Below are 16,438 nucleotides of genomic sequence, written 5' to 3' on the forward strand. Positions count from 1 at the left end.
TGACAGGGGTGGGTCGTGGGGTGGCCCCGCGGTTACCTGAAGTTGGACACCGTACTCGAAAATTTCGAAGCCTCCCCCCATGATTCCGATCTCGAAACCTCGCAGTAGTCATCGAACCTGAGTATCGTGCCCGGCTATAGGCGTTCACCAGCCAAAATGTGAACCACCATTATCCGAATGTTTCGAAACAACTACCGAACCATTGGGCGGTGACGGTGCCGATGAACGTGCCGCCCCCGGAGAAGGTCCTCGTCGCCAGACCCAACGGCAGCGGCAACAACTGGGGCGTGACCATCCAGAAGAACGGAAGCACCACCTGGCCCACGGTGTGCTGTTCCCCGAGCTGACCGCCGTGGCCGTGCGTACGACAGTGGCGCGGCGACCGTACAACCGGCCGTCGCGCCACCCGTGTTGAATCCGGCGAGGATCAGAGCCGTTCGGGCGTCCGGATGCCCAGCAGGGCCATGCCCTGGTGCAGCGTCCGGGCCGTCACGTCGCACAGGAGCAGACGGTTCTCGGCGATGTCCCTCGGCGGCTGCGGCTTGATCACCGGACACTTGTCGTAGAAGGACGTGAAGAGAGACGCCAGTTGGTACAGATACGCGGCCAGCTTGTGCGGGGCGTACTCCGCCGCCGTCTCCGCGACCGTCTCCGCGAAGGCGTCGATGTGCAGGCCCAGCGCACGCTCGGCCTCGTGCAGCGCCAGTTCCGGGTGCGCGGCCGGCCGGATGTCCCCGGCCTTGCGCAGGATCGACCGGATACGGGCGTACGCGTACTGGAGGTACACCGACGTGTCGCCGTTGAGCGAGACCATCTGGTCCAGGTCGAACTTGTAGTCGCGGCTCGCCGACGTCGACAGGTCCGCGTACTTCACCGCGCCGATGCCCACCTGGGCGCCCCGCTCGGCGATCTCCTCCTCCGACAGGTCCTGCGCCTTCTCCCGTACGACCGCGGAGGCCCGGTCGATCGCCTCGTCCAGCAGGTCGACCAGCCGTACGGTCTCGCCCTCACGCGTCTTGAACGGCTTGCCGTCCTTGCCGAGGACCGTGCCGAAGGCCAGCTGATACGCCTTCACGTCGTCGTTCAGCCAGCCGGCCCGCCGCGCAGTCTCGAAGACCATCTTGAAGTGCAGCGACTGACGGGCGTCCACGACGTAGATGATCGAGTTCGCCTTGAGGTTGAACACGCGGTCGCGGATCGCGGAGAGGTCGGTCGCCGCATAGCCGTAGCCGCCGTCCGACTTCTGCACGATCAGCGGGACCAGGTTGCCGTCCGGGCCCTTGATGTCGTCGAAGAACACGCAGAGGGCGCCCTCCGAGCGGACGGCCACCCCCGACTCCTCCAGGAGGCGGCAGGTCTCGGCCAGCATGTCGTTGTAGCCCGACTCGCCGACGATGTCCGCGTCCCGGACCTCCATGTCCAGCTTCTCGAAGACGGAGAAGAAGTAGATCTTCGACTCGTCGACGAACTTCTGCCACATGGCGAGGGTCTTGGGGTCCCCGGCCTGGAGGTCGACCACCCTGCGCCGGGCCCGCGTCTTGAACTCCTCGTCGGAGTCGAAGAGCCTGCGCGCGGCCTTGTAGAGGCGGTCCAGGTTGGACATCGCCTCCTCGCCGGACACCTGGGCGGCCTTGTGGTCCAGTTCGTGCGGGTGCTCGTCCAGATACTGGATGAGCATGCCGAACTGGGTACCCCAGTCGCCGATGTGATGCCTGCGGATCACGGTCTCGCCGGTGAACTCCAGGAGTTGGACCACCGCGTCGCCGATCACAGCGGAACGCAGATGGCCGACGTGCATCTCCTTCGCCACGTTCGGCTGGGCGTAGTCGATGACCGTCGTGCCCGGGTTCTCCGCGTACGGCACGCCGAGGCGGCCCGCCTCGTCCGCGTACCGCGCCGCCAGGTTCTCCGTGATCGCCCGGTCGGAGATCGTGATGTTCAGGAAGCCGGGGCCGGAGACCTCGATGTCCTTGATCACGTCACCCGACTCGACCGCCGCGACGACCTGGGTCGCCAGCTCCCGCGGGTTGGCCTTGCTCTTCTTCGCCAGCGCGAGGATGCCGTTGGCCTGGAAGTCCGCCCGGTCGCTACGTCGCAGCAGCGGGTCGGCGTCGGCGGCCTCCGGCAGGGTGGCCGAGAGGGCGGACGCGAGGCGCTGCTGGACGGAATCGCTGAGGGACGTGACCGAGGCCATAGGAAGGGGTGCCTTCTCCTCGTGGGGATCGATAGACACAGCCAGTATCCCATGGGGGGTAAAGCGGTTTTCCCGGTCGCATGCCCGTCTGTGACAATGAGGTGTCACCCGTTCAGGAAGAAGGACGTGCCGATCGTGGCTCAGAGCACCGAGACCATCGACTGGGTCTCCCGTTTCGCGGATGAGGTCATCGAGGAGTCGGAGCGTCGAGCCCCCGGCAAACCTGTTGTCGTCGCCTCCGGCCTCTCCCCCTCCGGGCCCATCCATCTGGGCAACCTCCGTGAGGTCATGACCCCGCACCTCGTCGCCGACGAGATCCGCCGCCGCGGCCGCGAGGTCCGCCACCTCATCTCCTGGGACGACTACGACCGCTACCGCAAGGTCCCGGCCGGCATCGCGGGCATCGACGAGTCCTGGGCCGAGCACATCGGCAAGCCGCTGACCTCCGTCCCGGCGCCGGAGGGCTCGCCGTACCCGAACTGGGCCGAGCACTTCAAGGCCGCCATGGTCGAGTCGCTGGCCGAGATGGGCGTGGAGTTCGACGGGATCAGCCAGACGGCGCAGTACACCTCCGGTGTCTACCGCGAGCAGATCCTGCACGCCATGAAGCACCGCGCCGACATCGACGCGATCCTGGCGCAGTACCGCACGAAGAAGGCCCCCGCCAAGAAGCAGCAGCAGAAGGCGGTCGACGAGGCCGAGCTGGAGGCCGAGGAGGGCTCGGGCGCGGCGAGCGAGGACGACGGCAGCTCCGGCTCCGCCGGCTACTTCCCGTACAAGCCGTACTGCGGCAACTGCGGCAAGGACCTCACCACCGTCACCTCGTACGACGACGACACCACCGAGCTGTCGTACACCTGCGACGCCTGCGGCTCCACGGAGACCGTCCGGCTGAGCGAGTTCAACCGCGGCAAGCTGGTCTGGAAGGTCGACTGGCCGATGCGGTGGGCGTACGAGGGCGTGATCTTCGAGCCGAGCGGTGTGGACCACTCGTCCCCCGGCTCCAGCTTCCAGGTCGGCGGCCAGATCGTCGGCATCTTCGGCGGCGAGCAGCCCATCGGCCCGATGTACGCCTTCGTGGGCATCAGCGGGATGGCCAAGATGTCGTCGTCGCGCGGTGGCGTCCCCACCCCGGCCGACGCGCTGAAGATCATGGAGCCGCAGCTCCTGCGCTGGCTGTACGCCCGCCGCCGGCCCAACCAGTCCTTCAAGATCGCCTTCGACCAGGAGATCCAGCGGTTGTACGACGAGTGGGACAAGCTGGCGGCCAAGGTCGCCGACGGTTCCTCCCTGCCGGGCGACGTCGCCGCGTACTCGCGCGCGGTCGGCACCGCCGCCGGTGAGCTGCCGAAGACCGCGCGCCCGCTGCCGTACCGCACGCTCGCCTCGGTCGCCGACATCACCGCCGGCCATCAGGACCAGGCCCTGCGCATCCTGTCCGACCTCGACCCGGCCAACCCGCTCGGCTCGCTCGACCAGGCCCGGCCGCGCTATGACAAGGCCGAGGCGTGGATCAACACCCACGTCCCCGCCGACCAGCGCACCATCGTCCGCGACGAGCCCGACGCCGAACTGCTGAAGTCCCTCGACGAGGCCTCCCAGCAGTCCCTGCGGCTGCTGCTGGACGGACTCGCCGACAACTGGTCCCTCGACGGACTGACCCACCTCGTCTACGGCGTGCCCAAGGTCCAGGCCGGGTTCTCCGCCGACGCGACGCCCAAGGAACTGCCGCCGGAGATCAAGACCGCCCAGCGGACGTTCTTCGCGCTGCTCTACCACCTGCTCGTCGGCCGCGACACCGGCCCGCGCCTGCCCACGCTGCTGCTCGCGGTGGGGCAGGAGAGGGTGCGGGCCCTGCTCGGGGAGTAGCGCCGGTTCTACGACGCGGTCCTACGACGAGGGGGGGGCCCGCTGTTACACCCGCGCCCCCCACCGGGGTACCCCGCGTGGGTTACGGCAGGGGGGCTCATACAACGGGGGGGGGGGGGGGGGGGGGGCCGCGGGGGGGGGTGCGCGCGGGGTCGCCCCGCGGGGGCCCCCCGGGGGGGGGGCGCCGGGCCCCCCCGGCCCCCCCCCCTCGTCGTACCGCGTCGTGGTTACGCGATGTGGTCCTCTTCCAGCTCGGCGGTGTGGCGGTTCGTGAAGCGGTTGACCATGCGCTTGGCGTCCTCCCCGGAGAGGGCGATGCCGAACTCGGCCTCCACGTTGCCGATGAACTCACGCGGGGTCGGGTAACCGCTGCCGCCTATCGACTTCTTGAAGACCGTGTAGAACTCCTCCTCGCCCGGTTCCGGGGGTTCCGGAACGCCACCACCCTCACCCAGCTCACGGGTGCGGCCCGGGGAGACCGGGATGGGGAAGCTGCCGGTGTCCTCCATCGAGGGCGGCTCGGCGGGGAGCTGCTCCTGGTACTGCAGCTGCTCGGCGTACTGCTGCTGCTCCTGGTAGAGCCGCTGCTGCTCCGCGTACCACTGCTGGTACTGCTCCTCCGGGATGTACGGGGGTTCGAAGGTGGGGTCGTAGTTGCCCTGGTAGTTGATCTGGGGAGGGGTTCCCTGGAACCAAGGGCTCTGCTCGTCGGGGATTTCCGGTTGCCCGGGGTTCTGGTCGGCGAAGTCCGGGCGCTGCTCGCTCTGAGGTGCCGCTTGCTGGGGGACGGGCGCCGCCCCAGCGGCACGACTGCCCGCAGCCGCGGAGCCGGCGGGAGCGGGCAATTCCGGTTGCTGCGGCGCCGCAGGCAGCAGTGCCGGCTCGATTCCCGCCGCCGCCAGGCCCGACGGGGCCGTCTCCGCGAGCGGGACGCCGTACTTCGCCAGGCGCAGCGGCATCAGGGACTCCACCGGGGCCTTGCGACGCCAGGCGCGGCCGAAACGGGAGCGCAGGCGGGCCTGGTAGACGAGGCGCTCCTGCTCCAGCTTGATGACCTGCTCGTAGGAGCGCAGCTCCCACAGCTTCATCCGGCGCCACAACAGGAACGTCGGGATCGGCGAGAGCAGCCAGCGGGTGATGCGGACACCCTCCATGTGCTTGTCGGCCGTGATGTCCGCGATGCGGCCGATCGCGTGCCGGGCCGCCTCGACCGAGACCACGAACAGGATCGGGATCACCGCGTGCATGCCCACGCCCAGCGGGTCCGGCCAGGCGGCGGCGCCGTTGAAGGCGATCGTCGCCGCCGTCAGCAGCCACGCCGTCTGCCGCAGCAGCGGGAACGGGATGCGGATCCACGTCAGGAGCAGGTCCAGGGCGAGCAGGACACAGATGCCCGCGTCGATTCCGATCGGGAACACGTACGAGAAGTTCCCGAAGCCCTTCTTGAGGGCCAGCTCACGGACGGCCGCGTAGGAACCGGCGAAGCCGATGCCGGCGATGATCACGGCGCCCGACACCACCACACCGATGAGAATGCGGTGCGTTCGGGTCAGCTGTATGCGCGTGGCCACCCCTACTCCCCTCCCCTTGCCTGTCGTTGCGCGCAACAGGGTGGCACATCAGTGCGGCGCGCGTGTTGCCGGTACGTCAGGAGGTGGCGGGGCTCGCCTTCCTCGACGCGGACTTGGACGGCGAGGGCTTCGCCGTGCCGGAGGCGCTGTCCTTCGCGTTCGCCGACGTCACCGCGGCCACGACCTCCTTGGCGGCGTGCTGCGCGGCCTTCGCCAGGTCGGCGGCGTCCGGCGTCTTCTCGCCGGCCAGGCCCGCACCGTTGTAGTCCACGGTGACGACGACGTTCTCGACGCGTGCCACGATCGTCTGCTGCTTGAAGGAGCCTTCCTTCTTCTTCAGGTCGTAGCGCACCGCCGTCGCCTGGTCGCCCGTCCCGGCGACCGGCGTGGCCTTGGTGTTCTTGGCACCGGACACGGACTGGGCGTCCTGGACCTGCTTGGCGTAGTAGCCCTCCGCCTGCTTGTCGCCCGAGCCCCGGTTCGCGTCCGAGTCGAAGCGGAGGAGGGAGACGTTGAGCCAGCGGAACTGCGAGCCCTTCACACCGTTGTTGTCCAGGCTGCTCCAGGAGCAGCTGGCACGGGACGAAGTGTCATCCGAAGTGCCCTTCTTGGCCGACTTCGTGCCCTTCGGTACGAGTTCACCCAGAGTCTTCTTCGACAGCACCGCGCACGCCTCCGGCAACCTGCGGTAGGGGGCAGCCTGAACGGTCGGCGACGGGCTCGCGGAACTCGAGCCCGAGCCGGAGCCCGAACTGCTGCTCGCGGTCGGCTTGGCGCCGGCGCCGTCGGAGCCCGAGGAGCAGCCGGCGGCCACGAGCACCGCCGGAACGGCGGCCGCACAGACAAGGACACGGCGCAGCCTCCCGGCCCGCTGGTCACGCTGGTCTCGACGGTCGTCTCGCTGGGCTGCTCGCTGCATGGTTCCTTCACTCATGACGCTCGGATTTCCTGCGGTCGGGATCGGGTCCGAGGGGCCACGGTACGCGGTGAAGAAGCTGTGCGGTTCTCGTTCACGGGCTTTGCGCACGGCCGCGGAGGGGGCCGCGAGGGCGGTCAGCCACCCAGTGAACCGGCCAGCTGCGCGGCCAGATTTCGCACCCTGTCCTGCATTTCCTTGCTGTCCGGGACGGCTTGGCCGGCCGTCGGCTGCTCCGCGTACTCGATGGTCACAATGACGTTGGACGTGCGGAACACCACAGTCACCGTCCGCTGTTCGGCCGTCGAACCGGAGCTGCTGAGCTGGTCGTCGAGGAACGCCTCGTCGCCGAGACCGGTGAGCGCGCGGGGCTGGAGATCGGACGGGGCGCCACCGGTGGACGCGGACTCGGAGGCGGACTCCGATGCGGACGAGGAGGGGGACGAGGACGCCGAGGATGGGCCGGTGGCGGGCGCCGAGGCGGTCGGGGACACGCTGGGCTCGGGCAGATCGGCCGCCGTCTCCTTGGTCCCGAAGAGGTTCTGCGCCTCGCTGTCGTCGCTGACGGCGCTGTCGTACGACACGACCCGCTCGAAGTCGACGAGGAGGTGGTCAGTGGCCGCGGCGGACTCGACCTTCCAGCGGCACGCTACCTTCCGGTCGGTGTCGTACGTCAGCGTCGCCTCACCCGCGTAGGCCCGGTCCTGCTGGGTCTGGTCGGGGATCTGCCGGATGCCCGGCAGGAGCGAGTCGAGAGTGCCATGGCCGACCGCGCCGCAGGGCTCGGGGAGCGTGCGGTACTTGCCGGGCTGGGCCTCCACGGTCGCCGTACCGGCGTGGCCCGGGTTGGAGTTGTCCGTCTGCCCGCCCGCGTCGGACCCGCCGGTGCACCCGGCCAGCAGCGCCGCGAGGAGTGCGACGGTGCCGGTTACGTACGCCTTCCGCTGCACGGTCGGGCTCCTCTCGACGGGCTCTGCGCTCTCGGGTTCTCCAGTGTCCCCGCTGGTTATTCGCTTGCCGCAGCGGGGCGCCCCCTGGAGACAATGTGTATCGCACGCACTGCCGTGGACGCCGGTCCGTTGTCCTATTTCACCGACCTTGGCGCTGCTTTTGCGTTATGCCGTTTATTTAATTCTCCGGGGGAATGAGGAATATATGTCGTACGTGGAAATGGCGGGTGCCAAGGTCCCCATCCGTATGTGGACCGACCCCGCGACGATCGAGGACGTCGCACTGCAGCAGCTCCGCAACGTCGCGACACTGCCCTGGATCAAGGGCCTGGCGGTCATGCCGGACGTGCACTACGGGAAGGGCGCGACGGTCGGCTCGGTCATCGCGATGAGCGGCGCCGTCTGCCCCGCGGCGGTGGGCGTCGACATCGGCTGCGGCATGTCGGCGGTGAAGACGTCCCTGACGGTGAACGACCTGCCGGGCGATCTGTCGCGGCTGCGGTCGAAGATCGAGCAGGCGATTCCGGTGGGGCGGGGGATGCATGACAGTCCGGTGGAGCCGGGGCGGTTCCATGGGCTGGCCACTGGTGGGTGGGACGAGTTCTGGGGGCGGTTCGACGGAGTGGCCGAAGCGGTCAAATTCCGTCAGGAACGTGCCGGAAAGCAGATGGGAACGCTCGGAAGCGGCAACCACTTCGTCGAAGTTTGCACGGATTCGGTTGGTTCGGTCTGGCTGATGCTTCACTCCGGTTCGCGGAACATCGGCAAGGAACTCGCCGAGCACCACATCGGTGTCGCGCAGAAGCTGCCGCACAACCAGGGCCTGGTCGACCGTGACCTCGCGGTCTTCGTCTCGGACACTCCGCAGATGGCGGCGTACGAGCACGATCTCTACTGGGCTCAGGAGTACGCGAAGTACAACCGGTCGATCATGATGGCGCTCCTCAAGGACGTGATCCGAAAGGAGTTCAAGAAGGCCAAGGTGACGTTCGAACCCGAGGTGAGTTGCCACCACAACTATGTGAGCCGCGAGCGCTACGACGGCATGGACCTGCTCGTCACCCGCAAGGGCGCGATCCGCGCGGGCTCGGGCGAGTACGGGATCATCCCCGGCTCGATGGGCACGGGGTCGTACATCGTGAAGGGCCTCGGCAACGAGAAGGCCTTCAACTCGGCCTCGCACGGCGCCGGTCGGCGCATGAGCCGCAACGCGGCGAAGCGGCGCTTCTCGACGAAGGACCTGGAGGAGCAGACGCGGGGTGTGGAGTGCCGCAAGGACTCCGGCGTCGTCGACGAGATCCCGGGTGCCTACAAGCCCATCGAGCAGGTCATCGACCAGCAGCGGGACCTCGTCGAGGTGGTGGCGAAGCTCAAGCAGGTGGTGTGCGTGAAGGGCTGAGGCGCGAGCCCTCGGTCGGAAACCGAGGGCTCGCGCATGTGGTCATTGGCCACTCGGCCTGGGCGCTTGGCCGGTACGTGGGCGCCAGAGCCGGAGATTGCAGCTCCGCGTGGTCCGGCCGAGGACATCTGCCGCCGCCGTCGGGCTGTTGAGGGCCGGCAGCACCCGGTCCTCGTGCTCACTCCAACGGCGCTTTGTGCAGGCCGCCCTCATGCCCGCAGGCCGTGTCCACTCGGCGAGCGAGTCAGAGGCTGTCTGCTCGGACAGTTCGTCCAGCAGCCGCGACCGCACGCTCCCGTTCCCGGCCATGCCCCCGCTCGCTTTCATCTGCGTTCGTCTGCGTCATGCAGATATCGGTCGTGCATGGATCGCACGACGCACAGGTGAGCCGACCAGTCAGAACGAGTAATCGTCCCCGGTGTCGAGGATCAGCACCCGTGTCCGGTCGTTGGTCCGATCGCGGTCCACCGTGCCGCCGCTCCACACCGTGTCGAGCTCCAGCGTCGCCTCGGACGCCTTGCTCCGCAGTGTCACGCCGAGGGCGATCTGTTCGCCCAGCCCGTCCGCGTCCAGCGGTCCCGTCCCGCAGACCACCGTCCGCTGGTCGGCACGGACGCACCCGGCGGGCAGTGTCTGCCGGTCCGCGAGCGGCACCGACCAGCGCAGCCGCACGCTCGCGCCCGGGACCCTGGCCGGCCCCTCGTTGCGCGGGGTGAGCCGGACCTCGACCCGCTTGCCGTACATCACCGCCGACCCGTGGTAGACCAGGTCGGCCTCCGGCGCACCGCCGGCCCGGGCGGGACCGGCCGCGGCCACCGCCACCAGCGCGGCACCGCTCACGGCCAGTGCTTTCATTCTGCGCATGCCACCCATTGTGTACTCCCAGCCCTGTAATCCGATGGTCGTACGGATCTATCCCACGCGCAGCCGGTGACAGGCGCCGTCCATCAGGTGACAGCGCCCGTGCCAAGGTGCCCCCATGCTGATCCTCCGCTCCGCCGCTCTCTTCGTCGTCGCCGCGCTGTTCGAGATCGGCGGCGCCTGGCTGGTGTGGCAGGGCGTGCGCGAGCACCGCGGCTGGTTGTGGATCACGGGCGGGGTCCTCGCCCTCGGCGCGTACGGTTTCGTCGCCACCTTCCAGCCCGACGCGCACTTCGGCCGCATCCTCGCCGCGTACGGCGGGATCTTCGTCGCCGGCTCGATCCTGTGGGGCGTGGTCGCCGACGGCTTTCGTCCCGACCGCTGGGACGTCACCGGCGCGCTGATCTGCCTCGCCGGGATGTCCGTGATCATGTGGGCTCCGCGGAGCGGCGGCTGACCCCCGCCGGCACGGTGGCCGGAGCCTCGGACCGCGGTCACCGTCGCCTACCCTGGGCAGAGACCGTCGTACGCACGCCCGAGGAGCAGCCATGGCCGCCGCAACACCGCCCGCAGCCTCCCGCATCGCCGTCGTCACGGGTGCGAGCAGCGGAATCGGCGCCGCCACGGCCCGCGGGCTCGCCGAGGCCGGGTACCGGGTCGTCCTCACCGCCCGCCGCAAGGACCGTATCGAGGCGCTGGCCGAGGAGATCAACGCGGCAGGGCACGCGGCGACGGCGTACCAGCTCGACGTCACCGATCGCGTCGCGGTCGACGAGTTCGCCACCGCCTTCAAGACCATCGGCGTGTTGGTCAACAACGCGGGTGGCGCGCTCGGCGCCGACCCGGTGGCCACCGGCGACCCCGCGGAATGGCGCACGATGTACGAGACGAACGTCATCGGCACCCTGAACCTCACCCAGGCCCTGCTCCCGAAGCTGGACGCGAGCGGCGACGGCACGGTGGTCGTGGTCTCCTCCACCGCAGGTCTCGGCACGTACGAGGGCGGCGCGGGCTATGTCGCCGCCAAGCACGGTGCCCATGTTCTCGCCGAGACGCTGCGTCTGGAGATCGTCGGCCGGCCGGTGCGGGTGATCGAGATCGCGCCCGGCATGGTCAAGACGGACGAGTTCGCGCTGACCCGCTTCGGCGGCGACGAGGAGAAGGCGTCGAAGGTCTACGCGGGCGTCGCCGAACCGCTCACCGCCGACGACGTGGCGGACACGATCACCTGGGCGGTGACCCGCCCGAGCCACGTCAACGTCGACCTCCTGGTGCTGCGCCCGCGCGCCCAGGCGTCGAACACGAAGGTGTACAGGGAGCTGTGATGACGGAACGAGAGGCGGGGACTGCCGGGGCCACCCCGGAGCTCGCCCCCGAGGTCTCGGCCGAGAAGCGCCGCCTGGCCCAGGAGGCCAAGAACGAGCGCCAGGTCTGGTACTTCCTCGCGTACTTCCTCTTCGGCATCCACATAGTGGCGTTCGTCATGATCTACGCGGTACGGCACGGCCACTGAGCCACGCAGGCCAGACTCGGGGCGTGGACAGACACATACGCTTCGACGCCCTGCACAACGTCCGTGACCTGGGCGGCCTTTCGACCCCGGACGGCCGCCACCGCACCCGCCCCGGCCGCCTCTACCGCGCGGACTCGCTGGGCAAATTGACCGAGGGCACAGCGGACTGGGACCGCTTCCTGTCCCTGGGGATCGGCACGGTGCTGGACCTGCGGCACCCGTGGGAGGCCGAGTCCAGGGGCCGTGTCCCGGCGCACCCTTCCTTCACGTACCACAACCTCAGCATCGAGCACCGCCCGTACGACCAGCCGTCCCTGACCCCCGATGTCGAGCCCGGCCCCTATCTGGCCGAACGCTATATGGAGGTCGCGCAGGACGGTAGGAAGGAGATCGCGGCGGCGCTGGAACTGGTCGCCGGCACCGACGCCCCGCTGGTCTTCCACTGCGCCTCGGGCAAGGACCGCACGGGCCAACTGGCCGCCCTGGTCCTCACGTTGCTCGGCATCCCCGAGGCCACGGTCATTGAGGACTTCACGCTCACGGAACGCGCGGCCCCCGCCCTCCTGGCGGACTGGCGGGCGCGCAACGGCGGCCGCACCCCGGTCTGGCCGGCCTTCGGACGCGCCCCGGAGTCGGGGATGCGGCTGTACCTCGCCGCGATGAGGGCGCGGTACGGCTCGGTCGAGTCCTATGTGGACCGGGAGTTGGGGATGGACGCCGGGGAACTCTCGCGGAGCCTCCGCACGAGGCTGCTGGAGCCGGTGCCGGAGCTCTAGCTCTCGGCGTCGTACCGCTCCCGTGCCGCGTGGACCTCCTCGATGTGGGCTTCCGCCCAGTCCTTCACCGCTGTGAGGAGGTGGGCGAGGCCGGCGCCGAGGTGGGTGAGTTCGTAGTCGACGCGGACCGGGACCGACGGGGTGACCGTGCGGGTCAGGATGCCGTCTCGCTCCAGGGCGCGCAGGGTCTGGGTGAGCATCTTGGGGCTGACGCCCGCGATCCTGCGGCTGAGGTCGCTGTAGCGCATGGGGCCCTGGGAGAGGGCGGCGACGACCAGGCTGACCCATTTGTCGCTGAGGCGGTCGAGGAGCTGGTTGGTGGGGCAGCCGCGGATGAACGCGTCGTACTCCGCGCGCGCCTGCTCGCGGCGCTGGGACGCGGTCATGGTCGGCATCGCATACCTCCGGGGAACCTACGCACTCTGAGATAACTACTTACCGATGGATAGTAGCTCTTCCTAGGGTTGTCGCCAGCTGAAGAGAGACCGAGGCGAACGGCCGGACGAAGGAGTTGCTGGTCATGCGTGCTGTTGTGGTGACGGAGTTCGGTGGGCCCGAGGCCGTGGAGATCGTGGAGAGCGCGGTCCCCGAGCCGGGCGCGCGGCAGGTGCGGATCAAGGTGGCGGCGTCGGCGCTGAATCCGGTGGACGCCGGGGTGCGAGAGGGCGTCTTCGGCGGGGCGGGCAAGCAGGTCGGGCTCGGCTGGGACGTCGCGGGGACGGTCGACGCGGTGGGGCCGGCCGCCGCGTGGAGCGTGGGCGACCAGGTGGTGGCGCTGGACCACGGCATGGTGAAGCCGCTGGGCGCGCACGCCGAGTACGTCGTCGTGGACGCGGACGCGGTGGCCAAGGCGCCGGTGACGGCGGACGCGGCCCACGCGGCCACGCTGCCGCTGAACGCGCTGACCGCCGTACAGGCCCTGGATCTACTGGAGTTGGCGCCGGGGCAGTCGCTGCTGGTGACGGGTGCGGCCGGTGCGGTCGGCGGGTACGCCGTCCAACTCGCCGCCCACCGGGGGATCGCGGTGACCGCGCTGGCCCGGCAGGGCGACGAGGAGCTCGTACGGTCCCTGGGCGCCGACCGCTTCGTGGCCGAAGGGGAGGCGGCGGGCTTCGACGCCGTACTGGACGCCGCCGTCCTCGGTGAGCCGGCCCTGGCGTGGGTGCGGGACGGCGGTGCGTACGTCGGCGTGATCCCGCAGGCTCACCCGGCGTCCGAGCGCGGCGTGCGGACCACGTCCGTCGCCGTGGCCGCGGACGGGGCACGGCTGGCCGACCTGGTGCGGCTGGTGGACTCGGGCGTGCTGACGCTCCGGGTGGCCGAAACGTATCCCCTGGAGGAGGCGGCGAAGGCACATGCCCGTCTCGCTGAGGGTGGGGTGCGCGGGCGGCTGGTGCTTGTTCCCTGAGAGCGGTCGGCCCCTAGGGCCTGTTGCGAAAGTCCCGCCTGCCCCGCGACGCCATGCACGCTCCCCCACTGCCTGAAGGGCGTGGGAGGTGCCCCCACTCGCCGCACCGGGCACAGACCCAAGTACGTCCAGTACGAGGGCCTGCACCCGGCACGCCGAGAGCACGCTCCCCCACTCTCGGCTTCGCTCGAGCGGGGGGACCCCCACGACGCCGCCGGGCCCGCCCTCCGGGCGGACGACGGGACTTTCGCAACAGGCCCTAGTGCACCGCCTGTGCGTACGCCGCCGGTGGCACACCCACCGTCGCCGTGAAGTCCCGCACCAGATGGGCCTGGTCCGCGTAGCCGAGGTCGGCGGCCAGACTCGCCCAGTCCACCGCTCGGTCGGTCTCGGCGCGTTCCAGGGCCTCGTGGATGCGGTAGCGCAGGATGACCCACTTCGGGCCGACCCCGACGTACGCGGCGAACAGGCGCTGCAGCAGTCGTACGGACAGGCCCTCGGCGCGGGCGAAGTCCGTGACGCGGCGGATCGTGCGGTCGGTGCGGATGCGGTCGACCAGGGTCGTGGCGAGGTCGGCCTGGGGGTCGGGGCGGGGGGTGAGGGTGAGGAGGAACGTGTCGAGGGCGGCGATGCGGACCTCCTCGTCGTCTGGGGACAGGACGGTGGTGAGGGTGGCGGCGAGGTCCGTCCGAGGGAAGGCCGCAAAGACCTCGGGGGGTCTGATGCGGCGGCCCGTCCAGGTCGTCACCGGGTGCCCCGGGACGTAGGGGCGGAAGCTGCCCGGTCTGAACTTGATGCCGCACACTCTGCCCCGGCGCTCCAGCCGCTGGGTGAACAGACCCAGCTGGACGCCCGCGATCTCGACGAAGGGGTCCTGGTCCGGGAGCTGCTGGAAGACGATGTGGACCGCGGGGTGGGGGACCACCTGGGAGACGTACGGCTCGGTGAGGTTCCAGTCGATCAGCCAGTAGTGCTCGATGTGAGGGCGGAGGGGCTCCACGGGCTCGTGGAGGCGGAAGTCGACCCGCGCGAAGAGTTCCGCGGTGTCGACTATGCCTCGGGTGTCACGGCGTGCGGCGGCCATGTCGGGATCGTAGGGCGGACCACTGACAGTCGGCGGAATAGAGGGGAGGGGGTGGCCGTTGGAGGGGTATAGTTGAAGCGTCAACAACTTGGAGGTTGAGCGACCATGCAGTTCGGGATCTTCAGCGTCGGCGACGTCACGCCGGACCCGACGACGGGCCGTACGCCGACGGAGCGCGAGCGCATCAAGGCCATGGTCGCCATCGCGCTGAAGGCCGAGGAGGTCGGCCTGGACGTCTTCGCGACCGGTGAGCACCACAACCCGCCGTTCGTCCCGTCGTCCCCGACGACGATGCTCGGCTATATCGCCGCGAAGACGGAGAAGCTGATCCTCTCCACCTCCACCACCCTGATCACCACCAACGACCCGGTGAAGATCGCGGAGGACTACGCGATGCTCCAGCACCTGGCCGACGGCCGGGTGGACCTGATGATGGGCCGCGGCAACACCGGACCGGTCTATCCCTGGTTCGGGCAGGACATCCGTCAGGGCATCAACCTGGCGATAGAGAACTACGCCCTGCTCCACCGGCTGTGGCGCGAGGACGTCGTCGACTGGGAGGGCAAGTTCCGTACGCCCCTCCAGGGCTTCACGTCCACGCCCCGCCCGATGGACGACGTGCCGCCGTTCGTCTGGCACGGCTCCATCCGCTCCCCGGAGATCGCCGAACAGGCCGCGTACTACGGCGACGGCTTCTTCCACAACAACATCTTCTGGCCGGCCGAGCACACCAAGCGCATGATCGAGCTGTACCGGACCCGCTACGCCCACTACGGGCACGGCACTCCGGAGCAGGCCATCGTCGGCCTGGGCGGTCAGGTGTTCATGCGGAAGAACTCGCAGGACGCCGTGCGCGAGTTCCGGCCCTACTTCGACAACGCGCCGGTGTACGGCCACGGGCCCTCCCTCGAGGAATTCACCGAGCAGACCCCGCTGACCGTCGGCTCCCCGCAGCAGGTGATCGAGCGGACGCTCGGCTTCCGCGAGTGGGCCGGTGACTACCAGCGCCAGCTGTTCCTGATGGACCACGCCGGCCTGCCGCTGAAGATGGTGCTCGAGCAGCTCGACATCCTCGGCGAGGAGGTCGTCCCGGTGCTGCGCGAGGAGTTCGCCAAGGGCCGCCCGGCCGACGTGCCGGACGCGCCGACCCACCAGTCCCTGCTGGCCGCCAAGGACAACGCGGCCGCCGACGCCGCTTCGGAAGAGGTGAACGCATGAAGCTCGTCGTCGTCTCGGCGGGACTGAGCGTGCCGTCCTCGACCCGGCTGCTCGCCGACCGGCTCGCCGCCGCCGTCGACCGGCAGACCCCGGTCGAGATCCAGGTCGTCGAGCTGCGCGAGCTCGCCGTGGAGATCGCGCACAACTTCACCAACGGGTTCGCGGGCAAGGCGCTCGCCGACGCGCTGGACGCGGTGACGCGGGCCGACGGGCTGATCGTGGTCACCCCGGTGTTCACCGCGTCGTACAGTGGGCTGTTCAAGTCCTTCTTCGACGTGCTGGACAAGGACGCGCTGGCCGGCAAGCCGGTGCTGATCGCCGCGACCGGCGGTACGGCACGGCACTCGCTGGTGCTCGAGCACGCGCTGCGTCCGCTGTTCGCCTACCTCCGGGCCGTGGTCGTACCCACCGCCGTGTACGCCGCGTCGGAGGACTGGGGCGCGGAGGGGCTGCCCGAGCGGATCGAGCGGGCGGCGGGGGAGCTGTCGGCCCTGATGCAGGGACTGTCGGCGGCCCGGCCGGCCAAGGACGACCTCACGGTCGTACCGTTCGCGGAGCAGCTGGCCCGGCTGAGCGCGTGAAGGTGAGAAGACGGTAGGCGCGCGCCCGGGGTTGCGCCCGTGACGGTGAGAGCCCGGTAAAAAGGGTGATCGTAGACCCACTGGTCACGGCCGAACAG

The 16,438-nt window shown here is 69.6% G+C and carries 17 protein-coding genes; 10 read left to right on the forward strand and 7 right to left on the reverse strand.

Annotated features, from left to right (window positions below; all coding sequences use genetic code 11):
• Positions 1 to 209 precede the first annotated feature (209 nt).
• Complete coding sequence (locus ACFYXB_RS00125; RefSeq protein ID WP_389577460.1) at positions 210 to 347, forward strand: hypothetical protein; 138 nt, start codon at positions 210 to 212, stop codon at positions 345 to 347.
• An 80-nt stretch (positions 348 to 427) separates the two neighbouring features.
• Here the strand turns inward: ACFYXB_RS00125 and argS are convergent, their stop codons facing one another.
• Positions 428 to 2,194, reverse strand: coding sequence for an arginine--tRNA ligase (gene argS / locus ACFYXB_RS00130; RefSeq protein WP_389577400.1), 1,767 nt, complete (start codon positions 2,192 to 2,194; stop codon positions 428 to 430).
• Between the two features lie 126 nt (positions 2,195 to 2,320).
• Here argS and lysS point away from each other — a divergent pair, with 126 nt between their 5' ends.
• Positions 2,321 to 4,063: a lysine--tRNA ligase gene (lysS, locus tag ACFYXB_RS00135; RefSeq protein ID WP_389576362.1), complete on the forward strand. Its 1,743-nt coding sequence runs from the start codon at positions 2,321 to 2,323 to the stop codon at positions 4,061 to 4,063.
• Between the two features lie 227 nt (positions 4,064 to 4,290).
• Here the strand turns inward: lysS and ACFYXB_RS00140 are convergent, their stop codons facing one another.
• The 3 genes from ACFYXB_RS00140 to ACFYXB_RS00150 all read right to left on the reverse strand — a co-directional run bounded on the left by ACFYXB_RS00140 (position 4,291) and on the right by ACFYXB_RS00150 (position 7,500).
• Positions 4,291 to 5,634, reverse strand: a complete 1,344-nt coding sequence (locus tag ACFYXB_RS00140) for a DUF2637 domain-containing protein (protein ID WP_389576364.1) — start codon at positions 5,632 to 5,634, stop codon at positions 4,291 to 4,293.
• A gap of 76 nt (positions 5,635 to 5,710) precedes the next feature.
• Complete coding sequence (locus ACFYXB_RS00145) at positions 5,711 to 6,568, reverse strand: DUF3558 family protein (RefSeq protein ID WP_389576366.1); 858 nt, start codon at positions 6,566 to 6,568, stop codon at positions 5,711 to 5,713.
• 119 nt (positions 6,569 to 6,687) lie between these two features.
• Positions 6,688 to 7,500 carry a DUF3558 domain-containing protein gene (locus ACFYXB_RS00150; RefSeq protein WP_389576368.1) on the reverse strand — a complete coding sequence of 271 codons (813 nt, stop codon included), beginning with the start codon at positions 7,498 to 7,500 and terminating at the stop codon, positions 6,688 to 6,690.
• 205 nt (positions 7,501 to 7,705) lie between these two features.
• On the opposite strand from ACFYXB_RS00150, the gene ACFYXB_RS00155 reads away from it, so the two are divergent.
• Positions 7,706 to 8,899, forward strand: a complete 1,194-nt coding sequence (locus tag ACFYXB_RS00155) for an RtcB family protein (protein ID WP_389576370.1) — start codon at positions 7,706 to 7,708, stop codon at positions 8,897 to 8,899.
• A 396-nt stretch (positions 8,900 to 9,295) separates the two neighbouring features.
• On the opposite strand, the gene ACFYXB_RS00160 is transcribed toward ACFYXB_RS00155, so the two are convergent.
• Positions 9,296 to 9,763, reverse strand: coding sequence for a hypothetical protein (locus ACFYXB_RS00160; RefSeq protein ID WP_388502606.1), 468 nt, complete (start codon positions 9,761 to 9,763; stop codon positions 9,296 to 9,298).
• A gap of 115 nt (positions 9,764 to 9,878) precedes the next feature.
• Here ACFYXB_RS00160 and ACFYXB_RS00165 point away from each other — a divergent pair, with 115 nt between their 5' ends.
• The 4 genes from ACFYXB_RS00165 to ACFYXB_RS00180 all read left to right on the forward strand — a co-directional run bounded on the left by ACFYXB_RS00165 (position 9,879) and on the right by ACFYXB_RS00180 (position 12,049).
• Positions 9,879 to 10,217: a YnfA family protein gene (locus ACFYXB_RS00165; RefSeq protein ID WP_389576372.1), complete on the forward strand. Its 339-nt coding sequence runs from the start codon at positions 9,879 to 9,881 to the stop codon at positions 10,215 to 10,217.
• A gap of 91 nt (positions 10,218 to 10,308) precedes the next feature.
• Positions 10,309 to 11,085, forward strand: coding sequence for an SDR family NAD(P)-dependent oxidoreductase (locus tag ACFYXB_RS00170; RefSeq protein WP_351364702.1), 777 nt, complete (start codon positions 10,309 to 10,311; stop codon positions 11,083 to 11,085).
• Positions 11,085 to 11,273: a hypothetical protein gene (locus ACFYXB_RS00175; protein WP_389576374.1), complete on the forward strand. Its 189-nt coding sequence runs from the start codon at positions 11,085 to 11,087 to the stop codon at positions 11,271 to 11,273. The genes ACFYXB_RS00170 and ACFYXB_RS00175 overlap by 1 nt, the downstream gene beginning before the upstream one ends.
• A 23-nt stretch (positions 11,274 to 11,296) precedes the next feature.
• On the forward strand, positions 11,297 to 12,049 hold the full coding sequence (locus ACFYXB_RS00180; RefSeq protein ID WP_389576376.1) for a tyrosine-protein phosphatase: 753 nt from the start codon (positions 11,297 to 11,299) through the stop codon (positions 12,047 to 12,049).
• On the opposite strand, the gene ACFYXB_RS00185 is transcribed toward ACFYXB_RS00180, so the two are convergent.
• On the reverse strand, positions 12,046 to 12,444 hold the full coding sequence (locus ACFYXB_RS00185) for a helix-turn-helix domain-containing protein (RefSeq protein ID WP_351364711.1): 399 nt from the start codon (positions 12,442 to 12,444) through the stop codon (positions 12,046 to 12,048). The genes ACFYXB_RS00180 and ACFYXB_RS00185 overlap by 4 nt on opposite strands.
• Before the next feature lie 125 nt (positions 12,445 to 12,569).
• On the opposite strand from ACFYXB_RS00185, the gene ACFYXB_RS00190 reads away from it, so the two are divergent.
• Positions 12,570 to 13,457 carry an NADP-dependent oxidoreductase gene (locus ACFYXB_RS00190; protein WP_389576379.1) on the forward strand — a complete coding sequence of 296 codons (888 nt, stop codon included), beginning with the start codon at positions 12,570 to 12,572 and terminating at the stop codon, positions 13,455 to 13,457.
• A gap of 259 nt (positions 13,458 to 13,716) precedes the next feature.
• Here ACFYXB_RS00190 and ACFYXB_RS00195 read toward each other — a convergent pair whose 3' ends face one another.
• A complete protein-coding gene (locus ACFYXB_RS00195; protein WP_389576381.1) occupies positions 13,717 to 14,541 on the reverse strand; it encodes a DUF6597 domain-containing transcriptional factor in 825 nt (274 codons plus the stop codon).
• A 105-nt stretch (positions 14,542 to 14,646) separates the two neighbouring features.
• On the opposite strand from ACFYXB_RS00195, the gene ACFYXB_RS00200 reads away from it, so the two are divergent.
• Complete coding sequence (locus ACFYXB_RS00200; RefSeq protein WP_389576383.1) at positions 14,647 to 15,759, forward strand: LLM class flavin-dependent oxidoreductase; 1,113 nt, start codon at positions 14,647 to 14,649, stop codon at positions 15,757 to 15,759.
• The gene (locus tag ACFYXB_RS00205) at positions 15,756 to 16,340 is read left to right on the forward strand and encodes an FMN reductase (RefSeq protein WP_351361851.1); all 585 of its coding nucleotides are present in this window, start codon (positions 15,756 to 15,758) and stop codon (positions 16,338 to 16,340) included. Before ACFYXB_RS00200 ends, ACFYXB_RS00205 begins: the two co-directional genes overlap by 4 nt.
• Positions 16,341 to 16,438 lie beyond the last annotated feature (98 nt).

Origin of the sequence: Streptomyces sp. NPDC002619 (assembly GCF_042889305.1) — a bacterium.
Lineage (GTDB): Bacteria > Actinomycetota > Actinomycetes > Streptomycetales > Streptomycetaceae > Streptomyces.